This window comes from Methylobacterium hispanicum (assembly GCF_022179285.1).
Taxonomy (GTDB): Bacteria; Pseudomonadota; Alphaproteobacteria; order Rhizobiales; family Beijerinckiaceae; genus Methylobacterium; species Methylobacterium hispanicum.
In genome coordinates, this window is the sequence record NZ_BPQO01000032.1 from 32,273 (window position 1) to 53,502 (window position 21,230).

The 21,230-nt window shown below is 70.2% G+C and carries 21 protein-coding genes; 6 read left to right on the forward strand and 15 right to left on the reverse strand.

Going from position 1 to position 21,230, the window contains the following annotated elements; translation table 11 throughout:
* The first annotated feature begins 234 nt into the window (after window positions 1-234).
* The 4 genes from fabD (at window position 235) to fabF (ending at window position 3,860) form a co-directional block, all read left to right on the forward strand.
* Window positions 235-1,170: an ACP S-malonyltransferase gene (fabD, locus tag MFF56_RS26690; protein WP_066926227.1), complete on the forward strand. Its 936-nt coding sequence runs from the start codon at window positions 235-237 to the stop codon at window positions 1,168-1,170.
* Between the two features lie 11 nt (window positions 1,171-1,181).
* Entirely contained in the window at window positions 1,182-1,919 is a 738-nt protein-coding gene (gene fabG / locus MFF56_RS26695) for a 3-oxoacyl-[acyl-carrier-protein] reductase (RefSeq protein WP_066926224.1), read from the forward strand.
* 347 nt (window positions 1,920-2,266) lie between these two features.
* A complete protein-coding gene (locus tag MFF56_RS26700) occupies window positions 2,267-2,506 on the forward strand; it encodes an acyl carrier protein (protein WP_066926221.1) in 240 nt (79 codons plus the stop codon).
* 94 nt (window positions 2,507-2,600) lie between these two features.
* Window positions 2,601-3,860 carry a beta-ketoacyl-ACP synthase II gene (gene fabF / locus MFF56_RS26705; RefSeq protein ID WP_238231765.1) on the forward strand — a complete coding sequence of 420 codons (1,260 nt, stop codon included), beginning with the start codon at window positions 2,601-2,603 and terminating at the stop codon, window positions 3,858-3,860.
* An 8-nt stretch (window positions 3,861-3,868) separates the two neighbouring features.
* Here fabF and MFF56_RS26710 read toward each other — a convergent pair whose 3' ends face one another.
* The 8 genes from MFF56_RS26710 to MFF56_RS26745 all read right to left on the reverse strand — a co-directional run bounded on the left by MFF56_RS26710 (window position 3,869) and on the right by MFF56_RS26745 (window position 12,162).
* Entirely contained in the window at window positions 3,869-5,359 is a 1,491-nt protein-coding gene (locus MFF56_RS26710) for an RNA-directed DNA polymerase (protein ID WP_238231767.1), read from the reverse strand.
* Window positions 5,360-5,631: 272 nt separating this feature from the next.
* Window positions 5,632-6,330 (reverse strand): YidB family protein, encoded by a 699-nt coding sequence (locus tag MFF56_RS26715; RefSeq protein WP_238231769.1) that lies wholly within the window; start codon window positions 6,328-6,330, stop codon window positions 5,632-5,634.
* A gap of 954 nt (window positions 6,331-7,284) precedes the next feature.
* Window positions 7,285-7,608, reverse strand: coding sequence for an RNA polymerase sigma factor region1.1 domain-containing protein (locus tag MFF56_RS26720; protein ID WP_066927476.1), 324 nt, complete (start codon window positions 7,606-7,608; stop codon window positions 7,285-7,287).
* A gap of 54 nt (window positions 7,609-7,662) precedes the next feature.
* Entirely contained in the window at window positions 7,663-9,045 is a 1,383-nt protein-coding gene (gene gor, locus MFF56_RS26725; protein WP_066927473.1) for a glutathione-disulfide reductase, read from the reverse strand.
* The gene (locus MFF56_RS26730; RefSeq protein ID WP_066927480.1) at window positions 9,042-10,178 is read right to left on the reverse strand and encodes an O-antigen ligase family protein; all 1,137 of its coding nucleotides are present in this window, start codon (window positions 10,176-10,178) and stop codon (window positions 9,042-9,044) included. The genes gor and MFF56_RS26730 overlap by 4 nt, the downstream gene beginning before the upstream one ends.
* 78 nt (window positions 10,179-10,256) lie before the next feature.
* On the reverse strand, window positions 10,257-10,796 hold the full coding sequence (locus tag MFF56_RS26735; RefSeq protein WP_066927478.1) for a DUF2059 domain-containing protein: 540 nt from the start codon (window positions 10,794-10,796) through the stop codon (window positions 10,257-10,259).
* A gap of 44 nt (window positions 10,797-10,840) precedes the next feature.
* Window positions 10,841-11,554 carry a ribose-5-phosphate isomerase RpiA gene (rpiA, locus tag MFF56_RS26740; RefSeq protein ID WP_238231771.1) on the reverse strand — a complete coding sequence of 238 codons (714 nt, stop codon included), beginning with the start codon at window positions 11,552-11,554 and terminating at the stop codon, window positions 10,841-10,843.
* Window positions 11,555-11,694: 140 nt separating this feature from the next.
* The gene (locus MFF56_RS26745) at window positions 11,695-12,162 is read right to left on the reverse strand and encodes a hypothetical protein (RefSeq protein ID WP_066919826.1); all 468 of its coding nucleotides are present in this window, start codon (window positions 12,160-12,162) and stop codon (window positions 11,695-11,697) included.
* 160 nt (window positions 12,163-12,322) lie between these two features.
* On the opposite strand from MFF56_RS26745, the gene MFF56_RS26750 reads away from it, so the two are divergent.
* Window positions 12,323-13,006 carry an HAD family hydrolase gene (locus MFF56_RS26750; protein WP_082772908.1) on the forward strand — a complete coding sequence of 228 codons (684 nt, stop codon included), beginning with the start codon at window positions 12,323-12,325 and terminating at the stop codon, window positions 13,004-13,006.
* A 38-nt stretch (window positions 13,007-13,044) separates the two neighbouring features.
* On the opposite strand, the gene MFF56_RS26755 is transcribed toward MFF56_RS26750, so the two are convergent.
* Together MFF56_RS26755 and MFF56_RS26760 are read right to left on the reverse strand one after the other, a co-directional pair.
* Complete coding sequence (locus MFF56_RS26755) at window positions 13,045-14,736, reverse strand: methyl-accepting chemotaxis protein (RefSeq protein WP_238231773.1); 1,692 nt, start codon at window positions 14,734-14,736, stop codon at window positions 13,045-13,047.
* Window positions 14,737-14,962: 226 nt separating this feature from the next.
* The gene (locus MFF56_RS26760) at window positions 14,963-16,300 is read right to left on the reverse strand and encodes an aminotransferase-like domain-containing protein (RefSeq protein ID WP_066920298.1); all 1,338 of its coding nucleotides are present in this window, start codon (window positions 16,298-16,300) and stop codon (window positions 14,963-14,965) included.
* A 106-nt stretch (window positions 16,301-16,406) separates the two neighbouring features.
* On the opposite strand from MFF56_RS26760, the gene MFF56_RS26765 reads away from it, so the two are divergent.
* Complete coding sequence (locus MFF56_RS26765; protein ID WP_066920296.1) at window positions 16,407-16,613, forward strand: translation initiation factor IF-2; 207 nt, start codon at window positions 16,407-16,409, stop codon at window positions 16,611-16,613.
* A gap of 27 nt (window positions 16,614-16,640) precedes the next feature.
* On the opposite strand, the gene MFF56_RS26770 is transcribed toward MFF56_RS26765, so the two are convergent.
* From MFF56_RS26770 to MFF56_RS26790, 5 genes are all read right to left on the reverse strand, one after another.
* Window positions 16,641-17,405 (reverse strand): SOS response-associated peptidase, encoded by a 765-nt coding sequence (locus tag MFF56_RS26770; protein ID WP_066920294.1) that lies wholly within the window; start codon window positions 17,403-17,405, stop codon window positions 16,641-16,643.
* Between the two features lie 4 nt (window positions 17,406-17,409).
* Window positions 17,410-18,414 (reverse strand): magnesium transporter CorA family protein, encoded by a 1,005-nt coding sequence (locus tag MFF56_RS26775; RefSeq protein WP_066920293.1) that lies wholly within the window; start codon window positions 18,412-18,414, stop codon window positions 17,410-17,412.
* A 23-nt stretch (window positions 18,415-18,437) separates the two neighbouring features.
* Window positions 18,438-19,298 carry an SDR family oxidoreductase gene (locus MFF56_RS26780; protein ID WP_066920291.1) on the reverse strand — a complete coding sequence of 287 codons (861 nt, stop codon included), beginning with the start codon at window positions 19,296-19,298 and terminating at the stop codon, window positions 18,438-18,440.
* 272 nt (window positions 19,299-19,570) lie between these two features.
* Window positions 19,571-20,422, reverse strand: a complete 852-nt coding sequence (locus MFF56_RS26785) for an SDR family NAD(P)-dependent oxidoreductase (protein ID WP_066927228.1) — start codon at window positions 20,420-20,422, stop codon at window positions 19,571-19,573.
* An 8-nt stretch (window positions 20,423-20,430) separates the two neighbouring features.
* Complete coding sequence (locus MFF56_RS26790) at window positions 20,431-21,195, reverse strand: enoyl-CoA hydratase-related protein (RefSeq protein WP_238231774.1); 765 nt, start codon at window positions 21,193-21,195, stop codon at window positions 20,431-20,433.
* Window positions 21,196-21,230 lie beyond the last annotated feature (35 nt).

Genomic DNA, 21,230 nt, shown 5'->3' on the forward strand with positions numbered 1-21,230 from the left:
TACGCGTGCGGGATGTCGGATTGTGGGGGGCCTCTTACACCCGATGCGGTCTGCCAACAAGCGCAACGGCTTGGCCGGGGCTTGACGGAGGGCGGTTTTCCCGTTCGGGCGCTGACAGGGCTCGGCGGGTCCGCACGGATTTGCGCACCGCACGATTGACTTGGGGCAGGCGCGGTGCGACTGCGCCGCCCCACCCAAGGCGTTGATTCGACAAGCGGAGCCGCAATCTCAACCATGGCGCGCGCACTCATCTTTCCCGGACAGGGCAGCCAGGCGGTCGGCATGGGCAAGGCGCTCGCCGAGGCCTTTCCGCAGGCCCGCGCGGTCTTCGATGAGGTCGACGACGCGCTGGGGCAAAAGCTCTCCGCCCTGATGTTCGAGGGCCCGGCCGACGAACTGACGCTGACCGCCAACGCCCAGCCCGCCCTGATGGCCGCGAGCCTCGCAGGCGTCCGCGTGCTGGAGGCCGAGCGCGGGCTCGACCTCGCCCGGGACGTTCGATGCGTCGCCGGCCACTCGCTCGGCGAGTACGCGGCGCTCGCCGCCGCGGGCAGCCTCACGGTCGCGGACGCCGCCCGCCTCCTGCGCGTCCGGGGCGACGCCATGCAGCGGGCGGTCGCCCCCGGGGCCGGCGCCATGGCGGCGCTGATCGGCACGGACCTGGAGGCCGCCAAGGCCATCGCCGCCGAGGCCGCGGACGAGGAGGCCTGCGACGTCGCCAACGACAACGGCGGGGGGCAGGTCGTGCTCTCGGGCCACCGGGCCGCGGTCGAGCGCGCGGTGGCGGGAGCGCAGGCCCGCGGGATCAAGCGCGCGGTGCTCCTCAACGTTTCGGCGCCCTTCCACTGCCGGCTGATGGCGCCCGCCGCCGAGGCGATGCGGGCGGCGCTCGCCGAAGTCGCGCTCCGGGCGCCGAGCGTGCCGCTCTACGCCAACGTGACGGCGGCCCCCGAATCCGACCCCGACGCGATCCGGCGCAACCTCGTCGCCCAGGTCACCGGCACGGTGCGCTGGCGCGAGAGCGTCGCGGCGATGGCGGAGGCGGGCGTCGACCGGTTCTACGAGGTCGGCTCCGGCAAGGTGCTCTCCGGCCTCGTCAAGCGCATCGCGGCGGGCGCCACGGCCACGGCGATCGGCACGCCCGACGACGTCGCGGCCTTCAGCCTCTGAGGAATCCGAGCATGTTCGATCTCACCGGCCGCAAGGCCCTCGTCACCGGCGCCACCGGCGGCCTCGGTAACGCCATCGCCCGGGCGCTGCACGCGCAAGGGGCGAGCGTGGCGCTCTCCGGCACCCGGGCGGAGGCGCTGGAGGCGCTGGCCGCCGAACTCGGCGCGCGCGCCCACATCGTCCCGGCAAACCTCGCCGAAGCGGACTCCGTCGAGGCGCTGGTCCCGGCCGCGGAGGCCGCAATGGGCCCGCTCGACATCCTGGTCAACAATGCCGGCATCACCCGCGACAACCTCTCCATGCGGATGAAGGACGAGGAGTGGGAGCAGGTCCTCACCGTGAACCTGACGGCGGCCTTCCGGCTCTCGCGCGCGGCGCTGAAGGGCATGATGCGCCGGAGAGCGGGCCGCATCGTCAACATCGGCTCGGTGGTGGGCACCACGGGCAATCCGGGCCAGGCCAACTACGCGGCGGCGAAGGCCGGCTTGGTGGGCCTCACCAAGGCGCTGGCCGCGGAAGTCGCCTCCCGCAACGTCACGGTGAACTGCGTCAGCCCCGGCTTCATCACCTCGCCGATGACCGACGTGCTCAACGACAAGCAGCGCGAGGGCATCCTCGGCCGCGTGCCCGCGGGCCGGCTCGGCACGGGCCAGGAGATCGGCGCGGCGGTGGTCTATCTCGCCTCCGACGAGGCGGCCTACGTCACGGGGCACAATCTCCACGTCAACGGCGGCATGGCGATGGTGTGACGGCGATGGTGTGACGGCGATGGTGTGACGGCGATGGTGTGACGGCGCGGGTGTGATGCATCCCCGCAACGCCTTGTCCCCCTTGTGGATATTGGGGAGATGAACGCCTGCTGAACCGCCCCTCGCCAGGGCGGGAACGCTGTGTTAACACCCCGTCCGCCGGGCATGGGGGGTTGACGGCTCCGCGGGTTAACAGTCCAAGACAAACCCCGCGAGCGACGGGACGGCGCGCGACCGGCTTGGGGCGGCTCGCGCAACGCTCGACCGGTTCGGTAGGGTCGGTTACGGCCCGAAACGCCTTCACCAGCAACACGACGATCAGATCAAGAAGACGAGGACCGGAAACGATGAGCGATATCGCTGAGCGCGTGAAGAAGATCGTCGTCGAGCACCTGGGCGTCGAGCCCGAGAAGGTGGTCGAGGGTGCCAACTTCATCGACGACCTCGGCGCCGACAGCCTCGACACCGTCGAGCTGGTCATGGCCTTCGAGGAGGAGTTCAACGTCGAGATCCCGGACGACGCCGCCGAGACCATCCAGACGGTCGGCGACGCGGTGAAGTTCCTGGAGAAGAACTCGGCCGCCTGAGGCGCCGGGCTCGACCCAAAAAACGCGGCGCGGACGGGGCCAAACGCCCCGCGCGCCGTTATTCGTTTCTGAGTGTGGCAAACGGGATAGTGCGATGCGGCGGGTGGTCGTCACGGGTCTGGGCATGGTCACGCCGCTCGGCAGCGGTGTCGAGCACGTCTGGAGCCGTCTGATCGCGGGCGACAGCGGGGCGGCCAAGGTCACCTCCTTCGAGACCGAGGATCTCGCCTGCAAGATCGCCTGCCAGATCCCGCTCGGCGACGGCACGGACGGCACCTTCAACCCCGACGCCTACATGGAGGTGAAGGAGCAGCGGAAGGTCGATCCGTTCATCGTCTACGCGATCGCCGCCGCCCACCAGGCGCTCGACGACGCCGACTGGCACCCGACCTCGCACGAGGACCAGTGCGCCACCGGCGTGCTCGTCGGCTCGGGCATCGGCGGCATCGGCGGCATCTACGACGCCTCGATCACGCTGCACGAGAAGGGCCCGCGCCGGGTCTCCCCGTTCTTCATCCCGGGCCGCATCATCAACCTGGCCTCGGGCCAGATCTCGATCGCCCACGGCCTCAAGGGCCCGAACCACGCGGTCGTCACCGCCTGCTCCACGGGCGCGCACGCCATCGGCGACGCGGCCCGGCTGATCGCCTTCGGCGACGCCGACGTGATGGTGGCGGGCGGCGCCGAATCGCCGGTCAACCGCCTCTCGCTCGCGGGCTTCGCCGCCTGCCGGGCGCTCTCCACCGGCTACAACGACGAGCCGACCCGGGCGTCCCGCCCCTACGACAGCGGCCGCGACGGCTTCGTCATGGGCGAGGGCGCGGGCGTCGTCGTGCTGGAGGAGTACGAGCACGCGCGTGCGCGCGGCGCCAAGATCTACGCCGAGATCGTCGGCTACGGCCTCTCGGGCGACGCCTACCACATCACCTCGCCCTCGCCGGACGGCGACGGCGCCTTCCGCTGCATGACGGCGGCAGTGAAGCGGGCCGGCATCGCGCCCGGAGAGATCGACTACATCAACGCCCACGGCACCTCGACGCCGATGGGCGACGAGCTAGAGCTGAAGGCCGTCGAGCGGCTGCTCGGCGATGCCGCGGCCAAGGCCTCGATGTCCTCCACCAAGTCGGCCATCGGCCACCTGCTCGGCGCCGCCGGCGCGGTCGAGGCGATTTTTTCGATCCTCACCATCCGCGACGGCGTGCTCCCGCCGACGCTCAACCTCGACAACCCGAGCGTCGAGACGCAGATCGACCTCGTGCCGCACGAGGCGAAGCGGAAGCGGGTGGATGTGGCGCTGTCGAACTCGTTTGGGTTTGGTGGGACGAATGCTTCGCTGGTGATGCGGCGGGTTTGATTGTCAATTTATGCTTTTTGTTTGGAGCGGGAACCCAATCTAACACCGGCCATCACTTTCAAGTAATGGTCGGCCTCCGATTTATGAACCTGCTTGAACCATGCATATTTTTCGCCGTCTAGAAGCTTATCGCTTTTTTCGATGACGTGAAATATCGCTCGGCGGACCGGAAGACTCACTTTTGAGTAAAGACGGCGAAAAGATAACAACATTTCTCTATCCGCTATATCTCTCGTTCTAAGTATAAATTCTCTCAAAAATATAGGGTTCGTGCTCAACTTAAGTCCATCAAAAGTTCTCCTAACAAAGTCCAAACTTTGATAGCGGCCGTGGCAGAGAAGTCTCAATATTGCCAAATCAAAAAACGGAGATCTAGCATATTTTTCATACATTTCGCAGAATGCTTTAGATAAGAGCTCGACTTCGCTATCGCTGAAGCGGCCCTCCTCTTTTATCAATGCATCGACAATGTACGTGAGTGAGTGCACATAGCGATCGATCACATCAATGAGATCGATAATCTCTCGGCTATCATTGTAAATAAAACACCGCACAAAATATCTGATATTTTCTTCGAGATTGTCCGGACGAGAATTTAAGGTTTTGTTCTTAAGGTCCGTCAAGACTTCGTTCTTATACCTTTTTATTTGCTCTCTGCCAGGATATCGATAAGTTTTTATTAGCTTGGAAATATATCCGACAGTCACGAAGGTTTTTTCTTCAACCCGAGCATCTTCATCCTCTGGATCGAAAGCAGCCTTCTGCGGCTCCTCAGATGGTTCAGTACGATGCTGTTCCAAGTCGATAAAAGTCGTCTTTGATGTATTGATAAACAAAGACTCTTTATCTAATTCTTGAATCAATATATTTAAATACGCGTGCGCTTGAGAAAACGACTTCGCAAAAATCCGATAATCGTCGACAAATCTAACAAATTTTATACCCTCTCGCTGAAGAGCTCTATCTACAGGAATCAAAGCAGCTTCAGCCAAGAAGCGGCTCGCGTCGCATCCAACAGGTAAGCCGAATGAATTGCGATCCGCCCAAAAGAAAAGAAGTTCATTCAGGCAGGAAACATACTTGCTTCCACAGCCCAAGCTTGCCAGACTACTCTCCAGCCTATGGAGGTTTAATCTATCGTAGAAATTGGAAATGTCAGTGTTTATTTTTACTCTGAACGGGCTTTGTTTGCTCAGAATACTAGATTTTTCTCGAAATGATTTGTAATTGTAGCGCTTATCTATTACGTATCCATGCTTTGAGAAGCGGTAAGAAAAAACTACGTCAGACGCTGCAGGAATTCGCTGAGCTTCAATCGTAGGAGCTATTTCAAAAACCAGCCCAGTATACCGGACTATATCTTCGAAGTCTATCCAATCGACATTCCGATATGAATATGGCGTCTTGGGGATGGAGAACTTATAAGAAGACCCAACCTGCCAAAGCCTGGGCGATTCGATTGTTTGTCTGCAACATTGAACTAAACGCTTGCGGAACACTTTATCCTTTAGCATACTCGTCTCAGCATTTGACGAGAATGCTGGAGAAATAAAGACGTCGTCTAATCCGTTCTTTGTGATATGACGTAGAACGCGAACCGCACTTCGAGGCGACATTAGGAAACCAGCACAAACACAACCTTAGATATCGTATGCTGCGGCCACTGGCGATCCAAGGCGATAGGACTCACAAGTCTGACTTTTCAACAATTATGATCAAGCGCGGGGTATACTCCTAGGTGTTCCGGTGGCTGCGGCCCGAATGCCTGGGTTCACCACCCCCGACGCTCCCCCTCCCCCGGCACCCGCCCCTGCGGCGTGAGGCCGTTGATCACCTCGGGGAGAACCTGGGCGAGTTGGGTGAGCAGCGTGTCGCGGTTCATCCCCGTGGCGCGCTCCAGGGTGCCGAGCGTGTCGGGGCCGAGCGCGTCGGCGAGCTGGTTGGGCTGGACGGGGCGGTTCTGGCCGTGGCCGATCCACGACTCGATCACGTCGCCGAGGCCGCCGCGGCGGAACCCCTCGATCAGGCCGTCGAGGCCGCCGAGATCGGGCCGGTCGCCGGGCTCGCGGTCGAGATGGGCGTAGGGGCCGGCGCCGGGCGCGCGATCCGGGGACCCGCCGGGGCCGTCCAGCATGCCGGAGAGGTCGCTGAAATCGCCGGGCGGCAGCGGCGCGTCGCGGCGGCCGCCCTCCTGGTCCCAGCCGCCGGAGCCGGAGCCGCCCCTGTCGCCGTCGCGCCCGTAGGGACCGGCGCCGCCGCTACGGTCGGCCTCCGGCCCGGGCTCGCCCTGGTGCCCGCGCCCGAAGATGTCGCCGAAGCCGCCGCTCGCGCCCTTGGCCAGCAGCAGCATCAGCAGCGCCTTCACGATCGGCGACATCGCCGACCCGGCGGACCCGCCGGACTGACCGCTTCTGCCGCCGCCGAGCACCTGACCCAGCACCCCGCCGATCACCGTATCGAGCAGACCCATGGCGTTCTCCTGCGGACGTTTGCGTGCCGGGCGCGTCCGGGGCGAGAGCGCCGCCGGGCTTCGGGCTGGTTAACGGCCCGGTCGGGCGCGGGGTTGCGTGGCACCCGCGCGGCTCCCCCCTCCCCGCTCTGCGCAGGGGAATCGCAGAGGGCGGTCTGCGCCTCGCTGCCGCCTGAGGCGCGGGTCCCCTCTCCCATAGGGAGAGGTCTGCTTTCGCAGAAAGCCGGGTGAGGGGTATGAGGCTTCAGGACGAAGCGCTGCTCTGAACGCGCGTCGATGTCGTGCTCAAGTCTGTGAGGTCATACCCCTCACCCCAACCCTCTCCCTATGGGAGAGGGAGCCGGAGAGGGGGCGGGGACCGCGCGCCTCATTTAAGACAAAAGTCTTGACACGCAAGAACAAACCGCGTACACACCTCCCCGCGCGCTGCCCCGGCATCGCGGCGGGTCCTGCCTCCCGCCGCGGTGCCGCAGCAGGGAGCCTCGTCCGGATGACCGCCGGAGGGGGCCGCAGGGCAGCGCGGCGGTTCCCGCGTCACCGGCCGGTCAGCCGGTGCCCCGGGCGCCTCTGCGCGACTCAGGGCCGTTCTCGGCGCGTAGCCCGGACCACAACGGGACGGCGCCGATAGTCCGGCCTGCACAGGTCGTAGGAACCGATGCCGGGCCCACTACGAGGTCCGGTGCAGGACGCGTGAAGTCTGCCGAGGCGGATTCCGGATCGGGGCGCGAACCGCGATACCGGGGCCACCGAGATCGGGGTCGATGCAGGCGGGTAGACAAGAAACCGCGACGCAAAGCCGGATGCGACCGGGCGCCCGTCGCCCCCCGCATCCGCGGGACGCCGGGGAACTCGGTATCCGTACGCACATCGTCTTGGGTTCCGCGGCGTCCCGCGTCTCCCTCTCGGCCATGCCTCCGGCGCTCACCGCGCGCGGGGCCGAACCCGCGTGGGCCCTCAGCCCTCGCCGTCCTCGACCTCGATGCCGTGCTCGGCCAGAATCCAGAAGATCGCCTCGAGGTCCTCCGCCGAGACGTCGCGCGGGGGCAGCGCCTCCTCCAGATCCTCGTAGGTCAGGGCGCGGCTGCGCTGGCGCTCGGCCTTGGCGAGCAGCGCGTCCACCGCCCGGCGGATGTCGGCGGGCAGCGCGTCGAGGCTCGGCAGGCGGTAGGTGAAGGCGGGGCGGAGCGCCGATTCGAGCAGGCCGTCGATGATCGCCTGGCGACGCGCGTGCGCGTCGTCCCGATCCGGCTGGTCCTTCTTGGTCGGCCGCTTGCCCATGCGGGCTGATCTAGACCGCGCCCGCCCCGCGTCGAGTCCCGCGCGCGACGCCGGCTAGCCGACGCCGACCGGGCGCTTCGTCACCGCGGGCACCCGCATGGTGACGAGTTCCTCCGACGCCGTGGGGTGGACCGCGACGGTGCGGTCGAAATCGGCCTTGGTCGCCCCCATCGTGACCGCGATGCCGACCGCCTGGATGATCTCGCCCGCATCGTGCCCGACGACGTGGACGCCGACCACCCGGTCGCTCTCGGGCTCGACCAGCACCTTCATCAGGACGCGCTCCTGCCGGCCCGACAGCGTCGCCTTCATGGGCCGGAAGGCGGCGCGGTAGACGTCGATGGCGCCGTAGCAGGCCCGCGCCGTGTCCTCGTTGTGGCCGACCACGCCGATCTCGGGCGTGGAGAACACCGCGGTCGGGATCAGGCGGTGATCGACGCACGAGGGCTTGGCCCCGAACACCGTGTCGGCGAAGGCGTGGCCCTCGCGGATCGCGATCGGGGTGAGGTTCGCCCGGTTGGTGACGTCGCCGACCGCGTAGATCGAGGGCACGCGGGTCTGCGACCACGCATCGACCGGGATCGCGCCGGCCGCGTCGAGGTCGATGCCGACCCGCTCCAGCCCGAGCCCGGCGACGTTCGGGCGGCGCCCCGTAGCAACGAGCACCTGATCGACCACGAGGCTCGCGCCGTCGTCGAGGGTGGCGCGGATGCCGCCCTCCGCCCGCTCCAGTCGCTGGAGCGTGCGGCCGAGGCGCAGGTCCATGCGCTGGGCGTAGGCTTCGCCGAGCGCGTCGCGCACCTCCTCGTCGAAGCCGCGCAGCAGCTTGGCGCCCCGGTGCAGCAGGGTGGTCCGCGAGCCGAGGGCCGCGAAGACGCCCGCGAACTCCACCGCGATGTAGCCGCCGCCGACGACGAGGATGCGCTCGGGCAACGATTCCAGCTCGAACACTTCGTTCGAGGTGATGCCGAGCTCGCCCCCGGGGATCGCCGGCTCCTTCACCGGGTGGGCGCCCACCGCCACGAGGATGTGGCCCGCCGTGACGCGCCGGTCCGAGCCGACGAGGCGGACCGTGTGCGGGTCCTCGATCACGGCGCGCTCGGGGTGGATCTCGACCCCGGCGCGGATGAGGTTGGCGTCGTAGATGCCCTCCAGCCGCGTCACCTCGGCGTCGCGGCGCTGTTTGAGCACCGACCAGTCGAAGCGGGGTTTCTCCACGCTCCAGCCGAAGCCCGCCGCGTCCTCGAACTCGTCCGCGAAGCGGCCCGCATAGACCATCAGCTTCTTGGGCACGCAGCCGCGGATCACGCAGGTGCCGCCGACCCGGTACTCCTCGGCGAGCCGCACCCGGGCGCCGTAGCCGGCCGCGATCCGCGCCGCCCGCACCCCGCCCGAGCCGCCGCCGATGACGAAGAGGTCGCAGTCGAAGTCGCTCATGCGGGTCCGCTCCGGGTTCTCGTGGCCTCGCGCAGCCACGTGATGGCAGCGCCGAGCGACGCCGTCCACCACGCCGCCCAGGCGTTGTGCTCCACGAAGGCGATCGCCGCCGCCGCCGCCGCGAGGCCGAGCGCGGCCGCCGCCTCGGGCCGGGAGAGGGCCACGACCGGGCGCAGGGACAGGAAGAGGGCCAGCGCCAGCAACACCGCGCCGACGAGCCCGAGTTCGGCCCAGACTTGGAGGAACGTGTTGTGCGGGTGGCCGACCGCCAGCATCGGCCGAAGCTCCGGCTCGATGCGCGCGGCGACGGGCGTCTCGGCGAAGCGCGGCGCCACGCCGAAGCCCGCCCCGCGCCACGGATCGGCGGCGACCGCCGCCCCGAAGCTCCGCGCGATGGCGACGCGGGCGCGGGAGGAGGATTGCACCAGCCGCGCGTGGGCCGCCTCCGGCATCAGCCGCTCCAAGAGATCGCCCTCGACGGGGGCCAGGGCCACGGCGAGCCCGAGGCCGAGGCCGGCGAGGCCCATCGCCACCCGCCGGGGCAGCGCGGCGGCGAGCGCCGCCATGGCGAGGCCGGCGAAGAGACCCATCGCGGCGGCGCCGCTGATCGAGCGCAGCGCGCCGACCATCGCGAGGGCGAGCGCCAGAGCCGCGAGGACGCGCCGCCCGCGCCGCCACAGAACCAGCGCGACGGGGCCGGCGAGCAGCACCAGGGTCATGGCCGGGCGGTTGAACACGAAGGCGGCGTCGCGCTGCCCGAGCCAGGCCTGGACGCGCAGATCGGTGGCGAGGCTGGCCCCGATGATCAGCGCCGCCAGGGCGAGCGACAGGCAGGCGAGCGGGCCGGCGAAGGCCGGGATCCGTCCGGGCGCGAGCCGCGCGAGCAGGAAGGCGGCCAAAAGCGTCGGCGCGAACTCGGAGAGGGCGCGCAGCGAGACGGCCGGGAACGGCGTCCAGGCGAAGGAGGCGAGCGCCCAGGCCAGCAGCGCCAGCACGGCGAGGCCCGGCGCCGCGCGCAGGGCCGCCACGAGGTCGCGCGCCGTGCCCGCCGCATCCTCGGCGAGCCGGCCGGCCAGGAAGAGAAGCGCCGCCACCGCGACGAGGACCGGGCTGGAGCGGTTGGCCAGCGCCATCGCCAGCGGAACGAGCGCGAGCGCGGCGCCGCCCGCGCCGTAGAGGCGGGCCGCGAGCGGACCGGGAGGCGTCACCGGCTACTGGAGCTGGTGGCCGCGCTTGCCCAGCTCCGCGCGCACCCGCACCATCACGTACTCGGAGACCTCCTGGGTCCAGTTCTGCATGGCCTGCACCATCTCGTCGAGCACGGCGGGCTGGGACTCGACGTAGCGCTTGCCGGCGGGCGAGCGGAAGAAGGCCGCGATGTCCTTCAACTCCGCCTCGGTGAGCTTGTCGGCGTAGATCTTGGCCGCCGTGTCGACCATGCGCTGCTTCTGAAGCTCCATCTCGGGCTGGAGCGCGGCCAGCACCTCGTCGAGGTCCTTGGCGAGTTCCGGCCGGGTGACCGCCTGCTGGCGGATCTGGTCCGCGAAGGCCGGGATGATCGAATCGAACGAGCGCGCGATGCCCGACGAGAGCATCACCTCGCGGGCGAGCGCGAGGTGGTTGGCGTTCGGGGCGGGCTGGGCCGCGGCCGGCTTCGCCGCGGGCGCGGCGGGCTTCTGCGCCTGGGCAGGGGCAGCACTCGGCAGAGCGACGGCAAGGAACGCCAGGGCGGCGGCGAGGCGGCGTGTCATGGGAGCCTTCCGGAAGAGAATCGCGTGCATGGCCGGGGGCGCGCTCAGCCGATCCGGCCCAGCACGGTGACGTGCGCCTGGCCCGCCCGGTCCTCGGCGAGGATCGCGGCGGTGGCGAGACCGAGGAACAGGCCGTGCTCGACCACCCCCGGCACCGCCCAGAGGGCCGCCGACAGCGCCTCGGGATCGTGGATCGCGCCGAGATGGGCGTCGAGGATGTGGTGGCCGCCGTCGGTGACGAGCGGCGCGCCATCGGGGGCGAGGCGGAGCCGCACCTCACCGGTGCATCCGGTCCGGGCGATCGCCGCCTCGACGGCGACGCGGGTGGCGGTGCGGCCGAAGGGGTTCACCTCGATCGGCAGCGGGAAGGCGCCGAGCGTGGCGACGCGCTTGGCGGCGTCCGCGATCACCACCATGCGGGTGCTGGCGAAGGCCACGATCTTCTCGCGCAGCAGCGCCGCGCCGCCGCCCTTGATCAGGCGGAGCTGCCCATCGACCTCGTCGGCGCCGTCGATCGTGAGATCGAGCTGCGGGATCTCGTCGAGGGTGGCGAGCGGGATGCCCTCGGCCTCGGCCTGGATCCGGGTCGCCTCCGAGGTCGGCACGCCGACCACGTCGAGCCCGTCGCGCACGCGCGCGCCGAGCAGGGCGACGAAGGCGGCGGCCGTCGAGCCGGTGCCGAGCCCGAGCTTCATGCCCGGCTCGACGAGGTCGAGGGCGCGCGCGGCGGCGGCGCGGCGCAGGTCCGGCCCGCTCAACGTCGGGCTCCGGCGGGGCGGGGGCGGGTCATCGGCGGCAATCCCAGGCACGGTTCGAGTCGCCGGGGCCCTAGCACGGCCGCGCCGGGATCGGAACGGCCGTCGAACGACACGTCTCGGGCTTCGTCCGGGCGGCGGCGTCAGGGACGTCCGCCCTGCGGCGGCGTAGCGCCCGCGCCCGCGCGCCCCGGGGCGGCGGGGGCCGCATCCCCGGCGGACTCGGCCGGCGGGTTGGCCTGCTGGGTGCAGACCACCTGCTCCTTCTTCACCAGCACGAAGCAGATGCTCATCTCGCCGGTGCGGTAGTTGACCCGGAACACGCCGGCCTCGCGGGTGTGGCGGGTGGCCACGAGCCCGTACTCGGAGGGCACCTGCGGCCCTGCACCCTCGCCGGCCGCGAAGCAGACGGTGAGGCCGATGCCGCCGCCGCTCTCCTGCAGGCCGTACTGGCAGGAGGTAACCTCGCCCGTGACCTTGTCGACCCGGTACATCCGGTTGAGGTCGGCCTGGGGCGCCGGGACGAACTCGTAGGCGGCGGCCGAGGCCCGCGTCGAGAGGCCGATGGCGGAGAGGCAGAGGAGGAGGGCGAGCGGGACGCGACGGGTCATGGAGCCGGATCTCGAGACGGGAGACCTCGTGTCGTGGGGATTTCGGGCACGAGTGGGGCGCCCGCGGCGCGGAGGCCTGGCGCGGGTCGGCCCGTCTCCAGGTTGCCGCCGGAGCGCCGCGCCGCTAGCGATGGCGCACCCGCGAAGCCCGAGAGCGCCCATGTCCCTTCCCCCGATCGCCGTGTTCGACCTCGACGGAACGCTCGCCGAGACGGCCGGCGACCTGATCGGCACCCTGAACGCGCTCCTCACCCGCGAGGGCCTGCCGGAGCTGCCGCTCGACGGCGCGCGCGACCTGATCGGCGCGGGCGCCAAGGCGCTGATCGCGCGCGGCTTCGCGGCGGCCGGCGCGCCCCTCGCGCCCGAGCGGCACGACCAGCTCTTCCTCGACTTCATCGAGCATTACGGCCGGAACATCTGCCGGGAATCCTACCTCTATCCGGGCCTCGTCGAGACGCTCGACCGGCTGGAGGCGGACGGCTTCCGGCTGGCCGTGTGCACCAACAAGGTCGAGGGCCTGGCGGTCGATCTCCTGGAAAAGCTCGGCATCGCGGAGCGCTTCGCGGCGATCTGCGGACGCGAGACCTTCCCGTTCCACAAGCCCGATCCGCGCCACATCACGCTCACCATCGAGCGGGCCGGGGGCGACCCCGCACGCGCCGTGATGGTGGGCGATTCGCGCGCCGACATCGACGCCGCGAAGGCCGCGGGCGTGCCGGTGGTGGCCGTGACCTTCGGCTACACCGACACGCCGGTCGAGGAGCTCGGCCCGGACCGGGTCATCTCGCACTTCGCCGACCTCGTCGGCGCCGTCGAGGCGCTGCTGCCGCGCAAGGCCGCCTGACGGGCGCGATCCCCCGGGCGGCCCCCCGCCCGCCGCCCTCAAGCGGCCCGCACGGTGGCGAGGAAGCGTCCGACCTCGGCGCCTAGATGCTCGGACTGGCGCGACAGCTCGGAGGCCGCCGAGAGCACCTGGCTGGCCGCCGCGCCCGTCTCCTCCGAGGCCTGCGCCACGCCCGCGACGTTGCGCGTCACCTCATCCGTTCCGCCCGCGGCCTGCGCCACGTTGCGCACGATCTCCTGCGTCGCCGCCCCCTGCTGCTCGACAGCCGCCGCGATGCTCGCGGCGACACCGCTGATCTCGCGGATGCGCCCGGTGATCGCGCCGATGGCCGAGACCGCCCGATCCGTCACGCCCTGGATCTCGCCGATCTGGCCGGCGATCTCGTCGGTCGCCCTGGCCGTCTGGGAGGCCAGCGCCTTCACCTCGGCGGCCACCACCGCGAAGCCGCGGCCGGCCTCGCCGGCGCGCGCCGCCTCGATGGTCGCGTTGAGCGCCAGGAGGTTCGTCTGCGAGGCAATGTTGGAGATCAGGCCGACCATGTCGCCGATCCGGGCCGAGGTCGCCCGCAGCGCCTGGACGAGGGCGGCGGTCTGGTCGGCCTCGCCGACGGCGCCCTGGGCGAGATCCGCCGAGCCCCGCACCTGGCGGCCGATCTCCTGCACCGAGGCGCCGAGTTCCTCGGCCGCCGCCGCCACCGTGCCGACGTTCGAGGCGGCCTCCTCGGCCGCGGCCGCGACGGTGGTGGACTGCGAGGCCGTCTCGGCCGCGGTCGCCGTCATCTGCTGGGCGGTGGCCTGCAGCTCGGTCGCGGAGGAGGAAACGGTGCCGACGATGCCGCCGACCGCGCGCTCGAAGCCGTCGGCCAGCTCGATCATCGTGCGGCGGCGCTCGGCCGCCGCGACCTCGTCGGCGCGCTGCCTGACCTCGGCCTCCTCGGCGGCCTTGCGCGCCACCATCGCCTTGATCCCCTCGACCGCCCGGCCCACCGCGCCGATCTCGTCCCCGCGCGCGGCCTCGCGGATCTCCGCCTCGGTCTCGCCTCGCGCCATCCGCTGGAGCACGGAGACCAGGTTGCCGAGCGGGCGCGTGATTCCGTTCATCGCCACCAGAGCCGCGGCGAGGAGACCGATCACCATGCCGAGCGCGCTGAACATCATCAGGGTCAGGCGGGTGGCGTTGGTCTGATCGGTCAGGCCGTTCGAGCCGTTCTCCATGTATGTCGCGATGTCGTCGGTCAGCTTGGCACCTTCCTGCACCAGGGCGGAGAAGGTCGGATCGATGGCGCCGTGCACGAGATCGAGCGCCTCGGCGTTCCGGTTGAGGGTGCCGAGGCGGCGCACCTCGCTCACCTCCGTCACGAACCGCTCGATGCGGCCCGTCTGCTCGGCGACCCGCCGGGCGAAGGTCGGCGCCTGCTCGGGGAGTTCGGCGAGAGCGGTCTTCAGCGCGGGCAGGGCCGCATCGAAGCCCCGGTTGGCGGCCTGCATTTGCGCCGCGTCGGTCTCGGCGATGACGCGGTAGACCCAGTAGTTGAGCTCGAACACGTACCGGTTGACCCGGCGCGAGGTGGCCACCGCCTTGGCCTCGCGAACGATGAACAGGCTGTAGGCGTCGTCGATCTGGCTCATGCGCGACTGCGCGTACCAGACGCATCCTCCCACGATCACGCCGATGAGAACGATGACGCTGGCGAGCTTGGGCAGGATCTTGATGTTTGACAGGCGCGGCATGAGCGTGGATTCCGGTTCGTACCGGATGTTTCTGGCCGATCCGGACTTAATGACATCTTAAGACCTACTGGACAGACGACGAGCAAATACCGAGATCCGGACGCGGATTCATTCGGTTCGCCGCCGATTTCATGTCAATTCCTCCGGACTTCTCCGGCTGGACAAAAAATGCTCTTGCGATCCTGATCCCGCCAACCTCTCGCGACCCCGGATCCAGTACCGAACTCTATTCGACCGCGTGGTCGTCCCCGGCGAGCGCGAGGCGGCGCAGGTCGTCGAGGGCGCGCGCCAGGGCCTCGCGCGGCGGGACCGCCAGGGCGAGCCGCACCGCGTTCGGGGCATGCCCCGGATTGACCGCGAAGGACGCGGCCGGGATCAGCGCGATGCCGCGGCGGAGCGCAGCCGCCGCGAAGGCCTCGGCCCGCCACGTCTCGGGCAGTTCCAGCCAGAGATGGTAGGCCGATGCATCTCCGGCGACCGCGAGGCCCGCGAGGCTCGCGCGGGCGATCACCTGCCGCGCCGCCGCGTCCGCCCGCTTGGCCGCGACGAGGCGCGCGGCCGATCCGTCGCCCATCCACCGCACGCCCGCGGCGAGCGGCAGGCCCATGGCAGACCAGCCCCCCTGCCGGACCGAGGCCGCGAGCCGGTCCACGAGGTCGGGCGGGCTCGCGACGAGCCCGATCGTCAGCCCCGGCATCACCCGCTTCGAGAGGCTGTCGATCAGGATCGTGCGGGCGGGCGCGAGCCCCGCGATCGGCCGGGCGTCGGAGAGAAAGCCGTAGACCGTGTCCTCGATCGCCGTGAGCCCGGTCCGGGCCAGCACCGCGGCGATCTCGGCGCGCCGGCCCGGCCCCATGGTGGCGCCGAGCGGGTTCTGCAGCGTCGGCTGCAGGTAGAGTCCGGAGAGCGGCGTTGCGCGGTGCACCTGCAGGATCGACTCGGGCCGCACGCCCTCCGAATCCATCGCCAACGGCACCAGCGCGATGCCGAGGCGGGCGGCGATGCCCTTCGCGACCGGGTAGGTCAGCGGCTCGCAGCCGATGCGCTCGCCGGGCGGCGCCAGCGCGGCGAGCGCGGCGGCCAGCGCCTGCCGCCCGTTGCCGGTGAAGAGCAGGCCCTCCGGGTCCGGCGCGTAGCCGTCCCGCGCCAGGAAGGCGGCAGCGATCCGGCGGGCGACGGGCGTGCCGGCCGGGCCGAAATGCGTCAAGGCCGCCTCAGCCGCGCCCGCGCGTGCCAACGCCGCCAAGGTCTCGACCAGCATTGCCTCCTGCTCGGGCAGACGGGAATGCGTGCGCTGGAGATCGATCGCGGCGGGCGGCGGCTCCGGCTGGATCGGTCCCGGGCCGTTCAGGTCGGAGCGCACGTAGGTGCCGCGCCCGACCTCGCCCGTCACCAGGCCGCGCCGGGCGAGTTCCGCGTAGACGCGGCTCGCCGTGGAGACCGCGATGCCGCGCCGGTAGGCGAAGTCCCGCTGCGGCGGCAGGCGGTCGCCGGGTCTGAGGGCGCCCGCGGCGATCTCCGCCGCCACGGCGTCGGCCACGTCCCGGAAATCGGCCGCCCCCATAATTGCTCCGAGGTCAATGTTTCGATTGATCCGATATGCGTATCGGATCAATCCTGCCCGCGCAATCCCGGCCGGACTGCCCTGACCCCCGAACGGAGTATCGGCCATGGCCGTCACGTCCCTGTCCCCGTCCTGCGCGCGAACCCGTCCCGAGCGCGCGGAATCCGCCCGCGCCGGGCTGCTGCGCCTCTGGCTCGGCCGCATCCGCGCCCGGCGGGCGCTCGCCGCACTGCACCCGGATCAGGTCCGCGAGGCCGGCCTCGACCCGTTCCGCCTGCGCGCCGAGATGATCAAGCCGTTCTGGCAGGGCTGACGCCCCACCGGCGACCGTGATCCGCTCTCAGAACAGGCTCCCCTGCCCGTCCTCGTCGGAGGAGCGCGGCCTCGAAGCGGAGGGCCCGCCGGGCTCGGGCGTCCCCGCCCGCGGCCGCGCCACGGGCTCGATCAGTCCGGCATCGTCGTTGCGCGCGTCGTTGACCCGCGGACTCACCGGGTCCATCCGCAGCCACGCGTCCGGGCAGGGGCGGCAGAGCGCGGCGGCGCCGCCCGCGTCGGTCGTGCGCGCGTCGAGCCAGCCTTCCACCTGATCGGGCGCCAGGATCGCCGGCATCCGGTCGTGGATCGCCGCGAGCGTGCCGTTCGCGCCCGTGGTGACGATGGCGGCGGTGTCGATCTCGGAGCCGTCGGCGCCCATCCAGGCCTCCCAGAGGCCGGCCAAGGCCATCGGCGCCCCGTCGGCCCGGCGGATCAGGAAGGGCGTCTTGGTGGCCGCGCGGCCCGTGCCCTCACGGCGCCACTCGTAGAAGCCGTCGGCCAGGAAGACGCACCGCCGATGCCGGATCGCGCCGCGGAAGGTCGCCTTCTCCAGCACGGTCTCGACCCGGGCGTTGATGACGAGCGGGAAGCCCTTCGGGTCCTTCAGCCAGCCCGGCCAGAACCCCCAGCGCACCAGCCGGAAGTGGCGCCCGCCGTTCTCGTGCAGCACCACCGGCACGGGCTGGGTCGGCGCCACGTTGTAGCGGGCCGGGAAATTCGGGCGCTCCGGGTAGCCGTAGGCCTCGGCGAACACCTCCGGCGCCTGCGCGATGAAGAAGCGCCCGCACATCGGCCTAGAGCCAGCGCTTCCAGCGGAAGAAGGCGTAGGGCAGGACGGCAGCCACGATCATCATCACCACCGCCATCGGGTAGCCGAAGGGCAGGTCGAGCTCCGGCATCGTCTTGAAGTTCATGCCGTAGATCGAGGCGATCAGGGTCGGGGGCATGAACACCACCGCCATGACCGAGAACAGCTTGATGATGTTGTTCTGCTCGAGGTTCACGAGTCCGAGGGTGGCGTCGAGCAGGAAGTTGATCTTGGTCGACAGGAAGGTGGCGTGCTCCTCGAGCGACTGCAGGTCGCGCAGGGTCGAGCGCACGTCCTCGCGGAGTTCCCGGGGCGCCTTGTTGGTGCGGTAGGTCGCCGACAGCGAGAGCAGGATGCGCTCCATCGAGACGAGGCTCTCGCGCTGCTTCGAGATCAGGTCGTTGTGGCGCCCGAGCGCCCGCAGGGTCTCCTGCAGGGCCGTGTTGCGGGCGGAGGGGTCATCCTGCTCCTCGAAGATCTTGCGGGAGAGCCGGTCGATGCGCTCGCCCTGGAGCTGGAGCACGTCCGCCGCCCGGTCGATCACCGCCTCGATCAGCCCGGCCAGGATCGACTCGCCCGAGACCACGCTCGTCGGCCCGTTGCCGGTCGCCCGGCCGGCGCGCTGCGTGTACATCCGGAAGGCCTGCGGCTCCTCGTAGCGCACGGTGACGAGCCGGTTGCCGCGCAGCACGAAGGTGATGCCGGCAAGCCCCGGCTCGTCGGAATCGCTCACCTTCGAGAGCACGCGGCCCGTCATGTAGCGCGCCCCGTCCTCCACGTAGAGCAGTTCGGAGGGCTCGATGTCCTTCATCTCCTCGCGGGTCGGAACCTCGATCCCGGAGAACCCCTCGACCTTCAGCTCCTCCTCGCGGCTCGGGCGGACGAGATCGAGCCAGACCGTGTCGTCGGGGATGGGGTCCTGGAGTTCGAGGGCGCGGCGCTCGAGCTGCGTCTGGCCGGTACCGGTGACCGGCTGGTGGATGAAGATCACGCGGGGCTCAGGGGTCGGGCGGCTCAGTCGAGCGCGCCGGGAGGGGGTGGGCTCGCATCCGGCACGAAGAAGTCCGGCGCAAGGGGTATCCCGGGTGTGACGCGGTATTTTGAAAAGTCCGTGACGCCCTCGCCCGCCAGGAAGGTGTCGTCGATCAGGAACTGCCCGGTATGCGCCCGCGCGTCCTTCAGGAACAAGGCGTGGGCGGCGTCCGCCATGATCTCGGGCGTGCGGCTCGCCCGCATGATCGCCTCGCCGCCGAGCAGGTTCTCGATCGCGGCGGTCGCGATGGTGGTGCGCGGCCAGAGCGCGTTCACCGCGATGCCTTTCCGGCGCAGCTCGCCCGCGAGGCCGAGCACGCAGAGCGACATGCCGAACTTCGCCATCGTGTAGGCGAGGTGGGGGGCAAACCACTGCTCCGCCATGTCGAGGGGCGGCGACAGCATCAGGATGTGGGGGTTCTCGGACTTCTCCAGATGGGCGATCGCGTATTTCGAGACCATGTAGGTCCCGCGCGTGTTGATCTGGTGCATCAGGTCGAAGCGCTTCATCTCCGTCTGCGGCGTCGGGGTCAGCGAGATCGCGCTGGCATTGTTGACCACGATGTCGAGGCCGCCGAAATGCTGCGCCGTCCGCTCGAGGGCGCCCTGCACCGCCTCCTCGTCGCGCACGTCCACGACGAGCGGGAGCGCCCGGCCGCCGGCCCGCTCGATGGCGTCGGCGGCGCTGTAGATCGTGCCCTCCAGCTTCGGGTGCGGCTCGGCCGTCTTGGCGGCGATCGCCACGTTCGCGCCGTCGCACGCGGCCCGCAGGCCGATGGCGAGGCCGATGCCGCGCGAGGCGCCGGTGATGAACAGGGTTTTACCGCCAAGCGTGCCGCTCATCGTATCCTCCGGGTCAGGTGTTCTCGTGTACGGGGCTCAACACGGCAAAGCACGAAGCTCCCCCCTCTGCGGGGAAGGGTGGGCCGGCCGTCAGGCCGGGTCGGGAGAGGGGAGCGACGGTGCAGGATTGGGCGGTGCCCTTCATGCGGGCCGCCCCCGTGCCGGAAACTGGGGTCCCCTCTCTGCGGGACTTTGTCCCGACCGACCCCCTTCGGGGGCCACCCTCCCCCGCAGAGAGGGGAGGGAGGGCGTCGCGCTCGTCTCCACTGCCATCACCCCCCCTCACCGATCCTAAACCGCTCCGGCTGCGTGCCGTCCGCGTCGGTGAAGCCGTAGCGGCGAGCGAGGTCGGCCGCGTGCAGCACTGCGCCCCGGTGCGCGGCGACCTCCGGATCGGCGGCCAGCGCCGCGAGCGCGCGACCCGCGTAGAGCGGGCTCTCCGTCGCCAGCCCCGCCTGCCCGAGGTCGCGCACCCGCTCCGTCGCCACGAAACCCGGCGACAGGCCGAGGACGGTGACGCCGTGGGGCGCAAGTTCCGCCGCGAAGGCCAGCGCGAGCCGATTGGTGGCCGCCTTGGCCGAATCGTAGAACACGTCGCCGAGGTAACCGTCCGCCGTGTCGAACGAGACCAGCGCGAGCAGGCCGGAGCGGGCCGAGACCATCGCGGGTGCGACCGCGCGAGCGAGGAGCAGCGCCGCCAGCGGTCCGGTCTGCAGGAATCCCAGATAGGGTTCCGCCGAGCGGCGCCAGAACGGCGTGCCCCAGCCCGCCCCGTCGGGGTAGCGCGCGCCGTCGTAGCCCTCGTTGCCGCCCCAGACGCTCGACACCGCCACGTCGATCCGGCCGAAGCGGCGCAGCGTCCAGCGCACCAGCTCGTCCACGGCACGCTCGCTCTGGTGATCGCAGAGATAGTGGTGGCCCTCGCCGCCCGCCGCGTCCACCTCTCGGGCGGTGTCCTCGATCGCCTCCGGGCGCATCTCGGTGCGCGGCCCGGTCTCGCTGGAGCGCGCCGTGACGATCACGGTCGCCCCGGCCTCGCCGAGCCCGCGCGCGATGCCCCGCCCGACGCCCCGCGAGGCGCCCGCGACGAGGCAGACCCGCCCCGTGAGGTCCGGCCCGCTCACGCGCCCGCTCACGTGGAGGCGGGCTTGGCGCGGTCGAGGAAGGCCCGGAAGGCGGCCTGCGCCTCCTCCGAGCGCAGCTGACGGCCGAAGGCCTCGGCCTCGGCCTGGAGCGCGGCGTCGACCTCGGCCTGATCACCTCGGATCAGCGCCCGGGCCGCCTGGAGCGCGCCGCGCGGCAGGGCGGCGAGGCGGGCAGCCTGGGCGAGCGCGTGCTCAACCAGCATGTCGGAGGGCATCACGGCGTTGACCAGGCCCAGAGCCTCGGCCTGATCGGCCCCGAACATCTCGGACAGCAGGAGGATCTCGGTGGCCTTGAGCCGCCCGACCCGACGCGGCAGCAGGTAGCTCGAGGCCGCCTCCGGCACGAGGCCGAGCTCCACGAAGGGTGTGCGGAAGCGCGCCGCCGGGCTCGCGTAGACGAGGTCGCAGTGCAGCGTCAGGGTCGTGCCGATGCCGACCGCGACGCCGTCCACCGCCGCGACCATCGGCGTCCGGGTGCGGGCGAGGTGCCGGATAAAGCGGAGCGCGGGCGCCTCGCCGGAGGTCTGTTGCGCGCGGGCGACGAAGTCGGCGATGTCGTTGCCGGCCGTGAAGGCGCCGGGCTGGCCGGCGAAGACCACCGCGCCGACGGCCTCGGAGGCGTCCGCCTCTTCCAGCGCGCCGCGCATCGCGTCGTACATGGCGCCGGTCAGCGCGTTCTTCTTCTCGGGCCGGTCCAGGGTGACGAGGCGGACGCCGCCCTCCAGATCCTCGATGCGGACATGATCGGTCATCGCACCCTCACTCGCTGCGCCGGGACATCACTGGG